Source organism: Nocardia sp. NPDC046473 (assembly GCF_040645995.1).
In the GTDB taxonomy this organism is placed as follows: Bacteria; Actinomycetota; Actinomycetes; order Mycobacteriales; family Mycobacteriaceae; genus Nocardia.
On sequence record NZ_JBEYZJ010000013.1, the window covers coordinates 283,675 to 296,508 of the forward strand.

The following is a 12,834-nucleotide window of genomic DNA, read 5'->3' on the forward strand; positions in this document are numbered from 1 at the left end:
GTCAGGAGAACGGGTACTGACCGGTGCCGCCGCCACCCGGCGCGTTCTTCGGCGTGCCCGCGTTGATCACGTCCTGGATGAGGTCCACCACGGCCCGTCCGACGTTGAGGACGTCGTTGCCCAGGGTGCTGAAGTCTTGCGCGATGAGGTGCAGCATTGCGTCCGTCCTTCTATCCGCCCGAAGATTCCGCTTCTCAGGGTCGCACACCGGACAGGGCGCGCCAAGGGGGTAAATCGCTTGATGGGCAGTGACTTTCGCGAACGACCCGAGGCGACGGGGGAGCACACCCGACCCCCGCTGTGAATGGGCTTGCATCATCGTGCATAATCATTTGCAGGACGTGCGGGCCGCTGCCGCGGGAAGCCGGTCCGTACTTTCGTAGACAAGCATCGAAACCGAGGAGCACACAGACCATGTCCGAACGCGTCGTACTCGCCTACTCAGGTGGGCTGGACACCTCCGTGGCGATCAGCTGGATTGCCAAGGAGACCGGCTCCGAGGTGGTGGCCGTGGCCATCGACCTCGGCCAGGGCGGCGAGGACATGAACGTGGTGCGCCAGCGAGCACTGGACTGCGGCGCGGTCGAGGCCATCGTGGTGGACGCGCGCGACGAGTTCGCCAACGACTACTGCCTGCCGACCATCCAGGCCAACGCCATGTACATGGGCCGCTACCCGCTGGTGTCGGCGATCAGCCGCCCGCTCATCGTCAAGCACCTCGTCGAGGCGGCCAAGTTCCACGGCGCCAGCACCGTCGCGCACGGCTGCACCGGCAAGGGCAACGACCAGGTGCGCTTCGAGGTCGGCATCGGCGCGCTCGCGCCAGACCTGAACGTGATCGCCCCGGTCCGCGACTACGCGTGGACCAGGGAGAAGGCCATCGCCTTCGCCGAGGAGAACTCGCTGCCGATCAACGTCACCAAGAAGTCCCCGTTCTCCATCGACCAGAACGTCTGGGGGCGCGCGGTGGAAACCGGCTTCCTGGAGGACCTCTGGAACGCGCCGACCAAGGACGTCTACGACTACACCGCCGACGCGACGGTCAACTTCGAGGCACCCGACGAGCTCATCATCACCTTCGAGAAGGGCGTCCCGGTCGCCATCGACGGCCGCCCGGTCAGCGTGCTCGAGGCCATCGTCGAGCTGAACCACCGGGCCGGCCGTCAGGGCGTCGGCCGGCTCGACATGGTCGAGGACCGGCTCGTCGGCATCAAGAGCCGGGAGATCTACGAGGCGCCCGGCGCCATCGCGCTGATCACCGCGCACCAGGAACTCGAGGCCGTCACCGTCGAGCGTGAGCTCGGCCGGTACAAGCGGCAGGTCGAGCAGCGCTGGGGCGAGCTGGTTTACGACGGCCTCTGGTTCTCCCCGCTCAAGCGCGCGCTGGACGCGTTCGTCGGCGAGACCCAGGAGCACGTCTCCGGCGACATCCGGATGGTGCTGCACGGCGGCAACGCGGTCGTCAACGGACGCCGCTCGGAGCAGTCGCTCTACGACTTCAACCTGGCCACCTACGACGAGGGCGACACCTTCGACCAGTCGCTGGCCAAGGGCTTCGTGCAGATCCACGGGCTGTCCTCCAAGGTCGCCGCGCGCCGGGACCTGAACCAGAAGTAGTCGCGACCTCGCCCGCGCTCGGTCGTCGAGCGTGGGCGAGTCGGTTGCTCGAGCAGCGGTCTCGGTCGATGAGCGTGGGTGAGCGTGGCACTCAGGAAGCGGTCGTAGTCTCGGGGGCGGCCGAGGAATCGGCTCGACTCGAAGGGAGCGACGATGCGGACCGATGACGACAGCTGGGACATCGTGAGCAGCGTGGGCGCGACGGCACTCGGTGTCGCGGCGCTGCGCGCGGGCGAGAGCAGGCGGGCCGACGCGTTGTTCCGCGACCCATACGCCGAACTGCTGGTGCGCGCGGTCGGTTCGCCTTCGTGGACGCAGCTGAGCCAGCGCACTATCGGCGAGATCGACCAGTCCGTGGTGCGTTCCTACGGTGCGCTAGGTGATCTCCTGGTGGCCCGCACCTGCTACTTCGACGACTATCTCGAAGCGGCGGCCGCCGCGGGCATCCGGCAGATCGTCATCGTCGCCGCCGGACTCGATGCCAGGGCTTATCGGCTCGACTGGCCTTCGGGCACCACGATTTTCGAGCTGGATCAGCCGAAGGTGTTGCAGTTCAAGGCGTCCGCGCTCGCCGAAAGCAAGCCTGCGGCCGATCGTCGCGAGGTCCCGGTGGACCTGCGCAACGATTGGCCTGCGGCGTTGCGCGACAAGGGTTTCGACCCGGCCGCGCGGACTGCCTGGCTGGTCGAGGGGTTGCTGCGCTATCTGCCCGCGGACGCGCAGGATCGCCTGTTGGCCGACATCGCGGCGCTGAGCGCACCGGGCAGCCGAGTGGCGATCAATATGACGACGCAGGGCGACCTGATACCGGATCGGCAACAGCAGCAAGACAATCGAGACCGCATGCTCGCCGCGCTCGACATCGATCTCGACGTCGACTCGCTGTGGTACTCGACCGAAGGGCGCAGCGATCCGGTCGCCTGGTTCGCCGAACAAGGCTGGACGGCCGAACGGGCCGACGCGGTCACCGTGCTGGCCGACCGCGGCCGCGCGGTGCCCGCCGACGTCGCCGAGCAAATGCATTCCCACTTACTGATGACCGCAATCCGACCCGGAGGAGACAGCACACCATGACGCAGAGCGGCAGCACGAACACCGGTGCGCTGTGGGGCGGGCGCTTCGCGTCCGGCCCGGCCGAGGCGATGGCGGCGCTGAGCAAGTCCACCCAGTTCGACTGGGTCTTGGCGCCGTACGACATTCGCGCGTCCAAGGCGCACGCACGCGTGCTGCACAAGGCCGGACTGCTCTCCGAGAGCGACCTCGCCGGGATGCTCGCCGGGCTGGATCAGCTTGCCGCGGACGTGGATTCGGGCGCGTTCGCCCCCGCCGACTCCGACGAGGACGTGCACGGCGCGCTGGAGCGCGGACTGATCGACCGGGTCGGCACCGAGCTCGGCGGGCGGCTGCGGGCCGGCCGGTCGCGGAACGACCAGGTGGCCACGCTGTTTCGGATGTGGCTGCGCGACGGCGTGCGCCGGGTCGCGGTCGGCGTGCTCGATGTGGTCGACGCGCTGGTGACCCAGGCGGCCGCGCATCCCGACGCGGTGATGCCTGGCAAGACGCACCTGCAGGCCGCGCAGCCGGTGCTGCTCGCCCATCACCTGCTCGCGCACGCGCATCCGCTGCTGCGCGATATCGATCGGCTGCGCGATTTCGACAAGCGAGCGGCGGTGTCGCCGTACGGTTCCGGCGCGCTGGCCGGTTCCTCGCTCGGGCTCGATCCCGAGGCGATCGCCGCCGAACTGGACTTCGACGGCTCCGCCGCCAATTCGATCGACGCCACCTCCTCGCGCGACTTCGCCGCCGAGGCAGCGTTCGTGCTCGCCATGATCGGCGTCGACCTCAGCCGGATGGCCGAAGAGGTGATCCTCTGGAGCACACCGGAATTCGGCTACATCACCCTCGCCGACGCCTGGTCCACCGGCTCGTCGATCATGCCGCAGAAGAAGAACCCGGACGTCTCCGAGCTCACCCGCGGTAAGGCGGGCAGGCTCATCGGCAACCTCACCGGCCTGCTGGCCACCCTGAAGGCGCAGCCGCTGGCCTACAACCGAGACTTGCAGGAGGACAAGGAACCCCTGTTCGACTCGGTCGCCCAACTGGAACTGCTGCTCCCCGCCATCGCGGGCCTCGTCGCCACCCTCACTTTCCACACCGACCGGATGGCCGAACTAGCCCCCGCTGGCTTCACCCTCGCCACCGACATCGCCGAATGGTTGGTCCGCCAGGGTGTTCCGTTCCGCGTCGCCCACGAGGCCGCCGGCGCCTGCGTCCGCGCCGCCGAATCCCGCGGCGTCGGCCTGGCCGACCTCACCGACGAAGAATTCGCCACCATCGACCCCGCCCTCACCCCACAGGTCCGCGAGGTCCTCACCGTCCAAGGCTCCATCGCCTCCCGCAACGCCCGAGGCGGCACCGCAGCCCCCCAGGTAACCCTCCAACTGAACGAAATCGCCACCACCACAACCCAACTCCGCACCTGGCTGAGCTGACCCCGGCAAGCAGCTACATCTGCACCCTCTCTCGGGACCTGCACTCGCTCTAGGGCCCTATTCCGAGTGCAGATCCCGAGAGAGAGTGCAGATCTCGCCAACAGCACCACCCGGGCCCGTCGACCGTGTACCCCCACACCCCCTCGGTCAGCCGAACACCGTTTCTCTGACCCTCACACCCGCGACAGCGGGTGTGAGGGTTGGGGAAAGGGGGCTCGGCCAGAACAAAGAGTGCACATCGGAGCCCCTAGCGGCCCTGAAAATGTCCACACGACATGCTCATTCCTTCGAAAGCGCTCGAGAACAGCACCACAGCCAGGTGACCACCTCGGGAACGCGACATCGCGCACCTGACCGTTAACTAAGGTCGGGGACCCCACCTCACGCGCCCAGCACTACTCCGGTCATCGGATGAACCAGTCGAAAACCTCGGAGACAGCACACCACCGGAGATCTCTGCGCACACCAACCCGAACCAGTACACCCAGAGACCCCCGGGAAGGTGTACCTATCGGGCAAGAGCTTCTAAGGAACTCCGCACGTGGACAGTCCATAGAAGCTGAAGACCCTATCCACGGTTTCCCGTGAGTAGTGCTGGGCGCGTCGTGTGCCGTACCCGGCTTTAGTTAACGGTCAGGTGCGCGATGTCAGGTTCCAGGGTGGTCGTCTGGTTGTGGTTGCGTTCCAAGCGTTTTGGGGATGGGGTGGCGCGGGGTGGCGGTTCCAGGGTGGTCGTCTGGTTGTGGCTGCGTCCCGAGCGCTTTGGAGGATGGGGGTGGGTGGTGATGGTTCCGGCGTGGTCTGGCTGCGGTTGCGTCCCAAGCGCTTTAGACGAGAGCCGAGTAGTCGGTCATCGTCCCGTCGAAAGATCCTGCGCTGGTCGCTGCGCATGAATTGTGGTGCTGCGCACGGTATTGCTAGCGATTTCGTGCGCGGCCGCATAACTCGTGCGCGGGAGGGGCTTGCTGGCCGTGGGTATTGCGGATCTGCACTCTCTCTCGGGATCCGCACTCGCTCTAGGGCCCTGGAGCGAGTGCGGATCCCGAGAGAGAGTGCGGCTGTTGCCGATGGCCGCGCTGGGGGGCCGGCGTTGGATGTTCGCTGTTAGCGGCGGGGGGGTTTGCAGACAGAGTACGGATCTCCGGCTGCGGTAGCGTATGTGGCTGATGAAGCGTGCTGCGGGACTCGATACGCTGCCGCTATGACCCTGTTGTTGCTGGCCATTGCCATTGCGTCCGAGGTGACCGCTACTGTCTTTCTGAAGCTTTCCGACGGATTCAGCAAGGTCATCCCGTCGGTGATCGTGGTCATCGGCTACGGCAGCGCCTTCTACTTCCTCTCCCAAGCCCTGAAGCGCGGCATGCAGATCGGCGTCGCCTACGGCATCTGGTCCGCCGTGGGCGTAGCTGCTATCGCCCTCATCGGCGTGCTCTTCCTGGACGAGCGGCTCACGTTGGTTCAAGTCGGCGGCATCGGCCTGGTCATCCTCGGCGTCCTCGCATTGGAGCTGGGCGGCGCGCACTGAGCTAGCGGGATCGGTCCATTCGGCGCTCCTTACTACTGGGCGCCTGGGACACTTGCATTAGCTTCGACGTGGCACGCAGCCCAATGGTTCCCGCGAAACTCGGCGAGTTTCAGCGCTGAAACTGCGGCATTGGCGATCCACTACCCGATACGGTGTCGATGTGGGCATTCCGTGCATTGTTTTCTCGGCTCGGAAACCGGATTCCGTTGCGTCTTCCGCATTTTGCCGAATACGTCCCACGAGGTGATGGGGCGAACGTAGCATCGGGCGATGGACTGGACGTTTGCTCAGCTGTGCGCGCACGGATGTGGCCGATGACCTCGGACGATGCGGCGAAGCTTGCCGATACCGGGGGTGATTCCGTCGTCACGCTGCGGGCCGAGGGGCTGGTGAAGCGCTATGGCGGGGTCGAGGCGTTGCGTGGCGCGAACTTTGAGGTGAGCGCCGGTGAAGTCGTCGCCTTGATCGGCGACAACGGCGCGGGTAAATCGACTCTGGTGAAATGCCTTTCCGGTGCCGAGCAGCCGGATTCCGGGCGGATTTTGCTGGACGGCAAGCCGGTGGTGCTGAATACGCCGACGGCCGCCCGCAAACTCGGCGTGGAGACCGTGTATCAGGACCTCGCGGTGGCGCCCGATCTGGACCCGGCCGCGAACCTGTTCCTCGGCCGCGAACTGGTGCGCAAGGGGCTGGCGGGCCGGCTCGGCATGCTGGACCGCACCGCCATGAGAGCCCAAGCGGTCGAACACTTCCGGCGCCTCGGCGTCACGCTGCAGAGCGCGGACGTGCCGATCGGCTCGCTGTCCGGCGGGCAGCGGCAGAGCGTGGCGGTGGCCAGGGCGGTGATGTGGGCCAGCAAGGTGGTGTTCATGGACGAGCCGACCGCCGCGCTCGGCGTGGTGCAGCGCGAGCGGGTGCTCGACGTGATCCGCCGGGTGGCCGGCGAGGGCATCGCGGTGGTGCTGATCAGCCACAACATGCCGGAGGTCTTGGCGGTCGCCGACCGCATCGAAGTGCTTCGGCTCGGGCGGCGGGTGGCGCGGTTCACCGCGGCCGAGGCCACGCTCGAGCAATTGGTGGGCGCCATGACCGGCGCGCTGTCACAGGAGGGGGCCGCGTGAGTGAGGTCAAGTCCGTCAACGTCGACGGAAACGGCAACGGCGGCACCGAGCTGCCCGAACGCACTGTCCTGCAACGACTGATGGGCGCGAGCACGGTGTGGATCGGCGTCGTGCTGGTCGCGTTGTGCATCGTGTTCAGCGTGCTGCGGCCCGACGCGTTCCCGACCCGGTTCACCTTTCAGACGTTGCTCATCGAAACCTCGGTGCTGCTTGTCCTTTCGGTGGGGATGACGTTCGTGATCATCACCTCCGGCATCGACCTGTCGGTCGGCATGGTGCTGATCTTCTCCGGCGTGATCGGCGCCAAATCGATGGAGTGGCTGAGCCCCGACCAGGACGCCACCGGCGCGGGCTGGGGCATCATCGCCGTCGGCTTCCTGCTTTCCATTGCGGGCGGCGGCCTTTGGGGCCTGATCAACGGATTGCTGGTGGCCAAGGCCAAGATTCCGCCGCTGATCGTCACGCTCGGCTCGTTCGGCGCCGCACTCGGCGCGGCCCAGCTGATCACCGGCGGCGTGGACACCCGGACCGTCCCCGAAAACCTGCGTGACACACTCGGTTTCGGCACCACGCTGGGCGGGATCCCGAACCTGGTGCTGGTCGCCACCGTGGTGACGGTGCTCGCCGCCTGGGTGCTGCACACCACCCGCTTCGGCCGCTACACCTACGCCATCGGCTCCAACGAGGAGGCCGCCCGGCGCTCCGGCATCGCGGTCACCCGGCATCTGGTGACGGTGTACCTGCTCACCGGCGTGCTGGCCGGCCTGGCGGGCTTCATGAACCTGGCCTACTTCGGCACCACCACCATCGGCGGGCACACCACCGACAACCTGGATGCCATCGCGGGCGTAGTGATCGGCGGCACCAGCCTTTTCGGCGGCGTCGGCTCGATCGTCGGCACCGTGATCGGCGTGTTCATCCCGTCGGTGCTGAAGAAGGGGTTCGTCATCGCGCAGGTGCCGGTGTTCTGGCAGCCGATCGCGGTGAGCGTGGTACTCGTCGCGGCGGTCTGGTTCGACCAGCTCCGCCGCCGGGCCCGCGATCGGAAATAGGAATTCGATAGTGGAACAACAATATACGGCGGAGGTAGCCAAATGAGGGTGGCCAAGCGGACAGCGGTGGTGATCGGCGCGATGGCGTCGATCAGCGCACTGCTGGTGTCTTGTAGTGGGCAGGTGAGCAATTCGGGCAGCACGGACAGCAAGAAGCTGGTGCTGATCCCCGGTGTCGCCGACGAGCCGTTCTACATCTCGATGCAGTGCGGCGCACAGGACGAAGCCACGAAGCTCGGCTACAAGCTGGACACGCAGGCGCCGACCAAGTTCGACGCAGGCTCCCAGACGCCGGTGCTGACCGGTGTGGTGGCGAACAAGCCCGGCGGCATCCTGATCGCCCCGACCCACGCCACCGCGATGGCCAATCCGATCAAGCAGGCCAAGGACGCGGGCATCAAGATCGTCGAGGTGGACACCGCGCTCGACGACACTTCCATTGCGCTGTCGTCGATTTCGTCGGATAACAAGAAGGGCGGCGCGCTCGCGGCGCAGACCTTGGCGAAGCTGGTGGGGGAGAAGGGGCCCGTGCTGGTGATCAACACCAAGGCGGGCACGTCCACCACCGACGCTCGCGCGCAGGGCTTCGAGGACGCGGTCAAGAGTTTCCCCGGCATCACCTCGCTCGGCGTGCAGTACAACAACAACGAAGCGGCACAGGCGGCCTCGATCGTCACCGCGACGCTGGCCGCGCACCCGGATCTGGCCGGTATCTTCGCGACCAACCTGAGCTCGGCCGAGGGCGCGGCCACCGGCCTGCGCAACGCGAACAAACTCGGTCAGGTCAAGCTGGTCGGCTTCGACGCGAGTCCGAAGCAGGTCGAGGACCTGAAAGCCGGTACCGTGCAAGCACTTATCGCCCAGGATCCGGCGGGCATCGGCGCCAAGGGCGTCGACCAGGCGGCCGCGGCGATCGAGGGCAAGCCGGTCACCCGCAATATCCAGACCGACATGATCGCGATCACCCAGGCGGACATGGACGCCAACTCGAAGTACTTCTACAAGCGCAAGTGCTGACAGTCACCCGATGAGGGGCCGACCGGACGTCTTCGCGTCCGGTCGGCACGGGTTCCGGCCCCGCTATCGCGCGGGTCATCAGCAAATAACTGGAAACACCCATGACGGGCTAAACATGACCTATCATGATTCGCGGCGCTCCTCTGCTGGGCGTTCGTGCACCTCGCCTTTGACCAGGTGAAGTGGCCTCTACCCGGTTCACTGCTTTATGGCACTTCGAGTCTTTATACAGCTCGATAGCTACCGGAAGTAACGAACAGAAGGAGAAGAGGAATGATCGGATCCTTTGTGGGCAACAGTCTGGCAATGTTCATGGCCGCCGTCCTGGCCGTCGCTTTTCCGATCGGCGGCTCCATCATGGACGCCGTGCTGCTGCCGATGGCCGCCGTCGTGAGCCCCATGTTGTTCTTGGGCAGCTGAGCGCCGGTAATTCTGCGGGTAGCCCAGCGTGAGTTCGGCTGTGCGGGAGGGTGTCCGACCGGACCTCGCGGTGATCGGATCGAATTGCCCGAGATCCGACCACGGCGAGGTCGCCGTCAGTCCTCCACTCGGACAGAGTATTCCGCGTTGGCGAGCGCGTGCAGGACGTCGTCGCGGTGGTTCGGGCCTCGCGTTTCGAGAGTGAGGAAGACCTCGACCTCGTCGAGGGCGAGCCGGGCGCCGGTGCGGGCATGGGCTACGTCGACCACGCTGGCGCCGGTTTTGCCGACCACCCCGAGCAGCGTGCTCAAACCGCCCGGCCGATCCGAAATCGTCACGCGGACAGCGAGATAGCGGCCTGCGGCGCTCAGTCCGTGGCCGATCAGGCGGGTGAGCAGCAGCGGGTCGATATTGCCGCCGGACAGGATCGCGCAGACCGGACCCTTCAGGTCGAGATCCGTTGCGGCGCAACTCATCAGTGCCGCGACCGCCGCCGCGCCCGCGGGCTCGACGATCAGCTTGGCCCGCTCCAAACAGAGCAGCAGCGCCTTGGACAGCGAGTCCTCGTCGACGGTCAACATCGTCGAAACATGCTCGGCCACATGCACGAACGGCACCTGTCCCGGCTGCCCCACGGCAATACCGTCGGCCATCGTCGCCATCCGCCCGACCCGCACCGGCTTGCCCGCCGCCAGCGAACCCGGCCAGGCGGCCGCCTCCTTCGCCTGCACTCCGATCACCCGCACCTGCGGGGCCAGCTGATGCAGCGCCACCGCGATGCCCGCGAGCAGCCCGCCGCCACCGGTCGGCACCAGCACCGTGCCGACGTCGGGGATCTGCTCCAGGATTTCCAGCGCGACCGTCGCCTGCCCGGCCACGATGTCCGGATGGTCGAACGGATGGATCAGCGTCGCCCCGGTACGGTCGGCGAGTTCCATGGCCGCGTCCAGCGCGTCCTCGATCGTCTCACCCACCTGCCGCACCTCGGCCCCGTACGCCTTGGTGGCCGCCAGCTTGGGCAGCGAGGCGCCGACGGGCATGAAAACCGTCGAGGTGATACCGAGCGAGGTAGCCGCCCAGGCCACCCCCTGCGCATGATTACCGGCACTCGCCGCAACCACTCCGCGAGCCCGGTCCGCCGCAGGCAGATTAGCAATCCGGTTATAGGCGCCGCGCGGCTTGAACGACCCGGTCCGCTGCAGATTCTCGCACTTCAGCCACACCTCGGTGCCGGCCCGCTCGGAAAGCACACGCGACGCCACGATAGGCGTCTTCCGAATCACCGGTGCCAGCAACTCCGCAGCCCCCATGATCCGTTCCATACCGACCAACTCCATGCCGCACATGCTGCCACCCCGCACCCGATACGTCCCACGATTCCCCAGCGGGTGTCTCGTCCCCAAGACTGACCACCTCCCGACCGAAGGCGCCCTTCATCCCGTGACAGCCACCGAAGGCCGCCTTCGGTCGGCATCGTCCTTCGACTGAAGGGGCCCTTCATCGCGTTATGGCGACTGGAGGTGGCCTTGGGTCAGGCTGCCTTGGCGAGGTTGTGGGCGAGGGTGCCGAGGCGGGCCAGGCGGGCGTCGCCCAGGGGAGTGAGGCGGCCGCCCAGGCGGTTGGTGACGAAGCCGAGGGACATGCCGGTGGCCGGGTCGGCGAACGCGCCGGAGCCGCCGAGGCCGAAATGGCCGAAGGCGGAGATCGGGTCGGCCCTGGAGGGCTTCATCGGGACGGCGTGGTAGCCGAGGGCCCACGGGACCCGCAGGGCGAGAACGTAATCCGGGGTGAACACCTGTCGCTGGGTGATCTGCTCGATGGTTTCCGGGCGCAGCAGCTGGTATCCGTCGAGTTCGCCGCCGTTGGCGAGCGCGCCGTAGACGCGGGCGAGGGCGCGGGCGGAGAACACGCCGTTGAGGCCGGGCATCACCGAATCATGCAGGCGCGGATCGGAAACCAGATCGGCGAAACCCTTCGGCGTGGTGTCCACGGCGGCCGAGAACCTGGTGCGGCCGAGCAGCCGGGAGCTGTTCTCCCAGCTCATGCCCGCGACCGTCAGCCGGGGAAAGTTGGTCGCGATGCGGTGGCGTTCGCCCTCCGGCACCCGGAACCAGAGTTCTTCGGCGACAAGCGGTTCGGCGATCTCGGTGCGCAGCACCTCGGTGAACTCCGTGCCGGTGATCCGGCGCACCAGCTCGGCGACCAAGTGCCCGAAGGTGATTCCGTGATACCCGCTGGTGACCAGGTGCCGCGGATCCGGCACCGCCGCGGCGAGCGCCGCCGTCACCGCCGCGTCATCGAAGAACCGATCATAAGACCCGGGCAGCAGCCCGCGCAGCCGATGCAAACCCGCTCGGTGGCTGAGCAATTCGCGCACGGTGATGCGCTCCTTGCCCGCGGCACCGAATTCGGGCCAGTACGTCGCGACGGGTTCGTCGTACGCGACCTGACCGCGCTCGGCGAGCCGATGCAGCAGAGTGCTGGCCACGCCCTTACCGGTCGAATAGGCCATGGCCACGGTGTCCCGTTCCCAGGGCACCGCCGGCCGCGCGTACCCCGCCCAGACGTCCACCACCGGCTCGCCGTGCAGGTAGACCGCGAGCGCCCCGCCGCCGTCGGTGGGTCGCCGGAACAGCCGGTCGAACTCGGCGACCAGGGTCGCGAACCGGCGATCTACGAACTGTGCTGCCGAAACTGTCATCGGAAACTCTCTGTCGTTACGTGTCCGAACAGAATTACATGGACGTGACCAACCGACGCCAATGCCCTCCCACGGGACCGGTTGGTTCCGTCCGAATACGTTTCCTGAGCGTCACAAACCTGACCGAAATCGCAACACGCCTGGCCTAGCGTGTTTCGCATGCCCCCGAGACGACGTTCGGCGCTGCTCGCGAGGTTGGTCATCGACGCACCCGGCCGACCGCAAGTGATTCTCGGTGAGCTCCGCCGGGTGATCCTGGACGGCGCGGTGCCACCGCTCACCGTCATCCCGCTGCGCGAGGTGGCCGAACTGTTCGGGGTGAGCCACATCCCGGTCCGTGAGGCGCTCAAGACGCTGATCGGGGAGGGACTGGTCACCCACGAACCGCACGGCGGTTACGCGGTGGCCCAGCTGACCGCCGCGGAGCTGCGCGAGATGTACATCGTCCGGGAGACCTTGGAGACCGCCTCGCTGGCCGCGGCCGCGCTGAACGCGAGCGGCGCCGACCGCGCGGCGTTGATCGAGGTGAACGCGCTGCTGGAGCAGGCGATTCGGGACGACGATCCGGTCGCCTACCACCGCGAATCCCGCAACTTCCACATCGCGCTGACCAAGCCGTCGCGCATGTTCCGGCTGCTGCACATGCTGGAATCGGCGTGGAATGTCACCGAACCCGTGCAGTCGATGGTGCACATCAGCCGCGGCGATCGGGTGCGCCTGCACACCGATCACGCGCTCATGATGGACGCCTTTCTGGCCCGCGATGTCGATTGCCTGCTGCTCGTCGCCGAACGCCATCACCGCAGGTTGGAGACGGTCATCGCGACCCTGCCGACGGATACCGGCCTGCTCGCGCCGGAAGATATATCTGCCGCGCAATAGCCGGGAA

Annotated in this window: 12 protein-coding genes; 9 read left to right on the forward strand and 3 right to left on the reverse strand. The window is 66.9% G+C overall.

The window, feature by feature from the left end; genetic code table 11:
* Nucleotide 1 precedes the first annotated feature (1 nt).
* Nucleotides 2-157 carry a hypothetical protein gene (locus tag ABZ942_RS40090; protein ID WP_357391472.1) on the reverse strand — a complete coding sequence of 52 codons (156 nt, stop codon included), beginning with the start codon at nucleotides 155-157 and terminating at the stop codon, nucleotides 2-4.
* Nucleotides 158-414: 257 nt separating this feature from the next.
* On the opposite strand from ABZ942_RS40090, the gene ABZ942_RS40095 reads away from it, so the two are divergent.
* From ABZ942_RS40095 to ABZ942_RS40130, 8 genes are all read left to right on the forward strand, one after another.
* The gene (locus ABZ942_RS40095; RefSeq protein WP_357391473.1) at nucleotides 415-1,617 is read left to right on the forward strand and encodes an argininosuccinate synthase; all 1,203 of its coding nucleotides are present in this window, start codon (nucleotides 415-417) and stop codon (nucleotides 1,615-1,617) included.
* A gap of 153 nt (nucleotides 1,618-1,770) precedes the next feature.
* On the forward strand, nucleotides 1,771-2,691 hold the full coding sequence (locus tag ABZ942_RS40100; RefSeq protein WP_357391474.1) for a class I SAM-dependent methyltransferase: 921 nt from the start codon (nucleotides 1,771-1,773) through the stop codon (nucleotides 2,689-2,691).
* Nucleotides 2,688-4,109, forward strand: coding sequence for an argininosuccinate lyase (argH, locus tag ABZ942_RS40105; protein ID WP_357391475.1), 1,422 nt, complete (start codon nucleotides 2,688-2,690; stop codon nucleotides 4,107-4,109). The genes ABZ942_RS40100 and argH overlap by 4 nt, the downstream gene beginning before the upstream one ends.
* Before the next feature lie 1,201 nt (nucleotides 4,110-5,310).
* Nucleotides 5,311-5,634, forward strand: coding sequence for a multidrug efflux SMR transporter (locus ABZ942_RS40110; RefSeq protein WP_357391476.1), 324 nt, complete (start codon nucleotides 5,311-5,313; stop codon nucleotides 5,632-5,634).
* Nucleotides 5,635-5,948: 314 nt separating this feature from the next.
* Entirely contained in the window at nucleotides 5,949-6,755 is an 807-nt protein-coding gene (locus ABZ942_RS40115; RefSeq protein WP_357391477.1) for an ATP-binding cassette domain-containing protein, read from the forward strand.
* The gene (locus tag ABZ942_RS40120) at nucleotides 6,752-7,807 is read left to right on the forward strand and encodes an ABC transporter permease (protein WP_357391478.1); all 1,056 of its coding nucleotides are present in this window, start codon (nucleotides 6,752-6,754) and stop codon (nucleotides 7,805-7,807) included. The genes ABZ942_RS40115 and ABZ942_RS40120 overlap by 4 nt, the downstream gene beginning before the upstream one ends.
* Before the next feature lie 42 nt (nucleotides 7,808-7,849).
* Nucleotides 7,850-8,824, forward strand: a complete 975-nt coding sequence (locus ABZ942_RS40125; RefSeq protein ID WP_357391479.1) for an ABC transporter substrate-binding protein — start codon at nucleotides 7,850-7,852, stop codon at nucleotides 8,822-8,824.
* Between the two features lie 273 nt (nucleotides 8,825-9,097).
* Nucleotides 9,098-9,244: a hypothetical protein gene (locus tag ABZ942_RS40130; RefSeq protein WP_357391480.1), complete on the forward strand. Its 147-nt coding sequence runs from the start codon at nucleotides 9,098-9,100 to the stop codon at nucleotides 9,242-9,244.
* Nucleotides 9,245-9,360: 116 nt separating this feature from the next.
* Here ABZ942_RS40130 and ilvA read toward each other — a convergent pair whose 3' ends face one another.
* Together ilvA and ABZ942_RS40140 are read right to left on the reverse strand one after the other, a co-directional pair.
* Nucleotides 9,361-10,590 (reverse strand): threonine ammonia-lyase, encoded by a 1,230-nt coding sequence (ilvA, locus tag ABZ942_RS40135; RefSeq protein WP_357391523.1) that lies wholly within the window; start codon nucleotides 10,588-10,590, stop codon nucleotides 9,361-9,363.
* 185 nt (nucleotides 10,591-10,775) lie between these two features.
* A complete protein-coding gene (locus ABZ942_RS40140) occupies nucleotides 10,776-11,945 on the reverse strand; it encodes a serine hydrolase domain-containing protein (RefSeq protein WP_357391481.1) in 1,170 nt (389 codons plus the stop codon).
* A gap of 159 nt (nucleotides 11,946-12,104) precedes the next feature.
* On the opposite strand from ABZ942_RS40140, the gene ABZ942_RS40145 reads away from it, so the two are divergent.
* A complete protein-coding gene (locus tag ABZ942_RS40145; protein WP_357391482.1) occupies nucleotides 12,105-12,827 on the forward strand; it encodes a GntR family transcriptional regulator in 723 nt (240 codons plus the stop codon).
* The last annotated feature ends 7 nt before the right edge of the window (nucleotides 12,828-12,834 follow it).

Coding starts and splice junctions, on each gene's coding strand:
- ABZ942_RS40140 (WP_357391481.1), bottom strand. CDS start 11,945: ATGACAGTTTCGGCAGCACAGTTCGTAGATCGCCGGTTCGCGACCCTG.
- ABZ942_RS40090 (WP_357391472.1), bottom strand. CDS start 157: ATGCTGCACCTCATCGCGCAAGACTTCAGCACCCTGGGCAACGACGTC.
- ABZ942_RS40095 (WP_357391473.1), top strand. CDS start 415: ATGTCCGAACGCGTCGTACTCGCCTACTCAGGTGGGCTGGACACCTCC.
- ABZ942_RS40130 (WP_357391480.1), top strand. CDS start 9,098: ATGATCGGATCCTTTGTGGGCAACAGTCTGGCAATGTTCATGGCCGCC.
- ABZ942_RS40100 (WP_357391474.1), top strand. CDS start 1,771: ATGCGGACCGATGACGACAGCTGGGACATCGTGAGCAGCGTGGGCGCG.
- ABZ942_RS40145 (WP_357391482.1), top strand. CDS start 12,105: ATGCCCCCGAGACGACGTTCGGCGCTGCTCGCGAGGTTGGTCATCGAC.
- argH (WP_357391475.1), top strand. CDS start 2,688: ATGACGCAGAGCGGCAGCACGAACACCGGTGCGCTGTGGGGCGGGCGC.
- ilvA (WP_357391523.1), bottom strand. CDS start 10,590: ATGTGCGGCATGGAGTTGGTCGGTATGGAACGGATCATGGGGGCTGCG.
- ABZ942_RS40110 (WP_357391476.1), top strand. CDS start 5,311: ATGACCCTGTTGTTGCTGGCCATTGCCATTGCGTCCGAGGTGACCGCT.
- ABZ942_RS40115 (WP_357391477.1), top strand. CDS start 5,949: ATGACCTCGGACGATGCGGCGAAGCTTGCCGATACCGGGGGTGATTCC.
- ABZ942_RS40125 (WP_357391479.1), top strand. CDS start 7,850: ATGAGGGTGGCCAAGCGGACAGCGGTGGTGATCGGCGCGATGGCGTCG.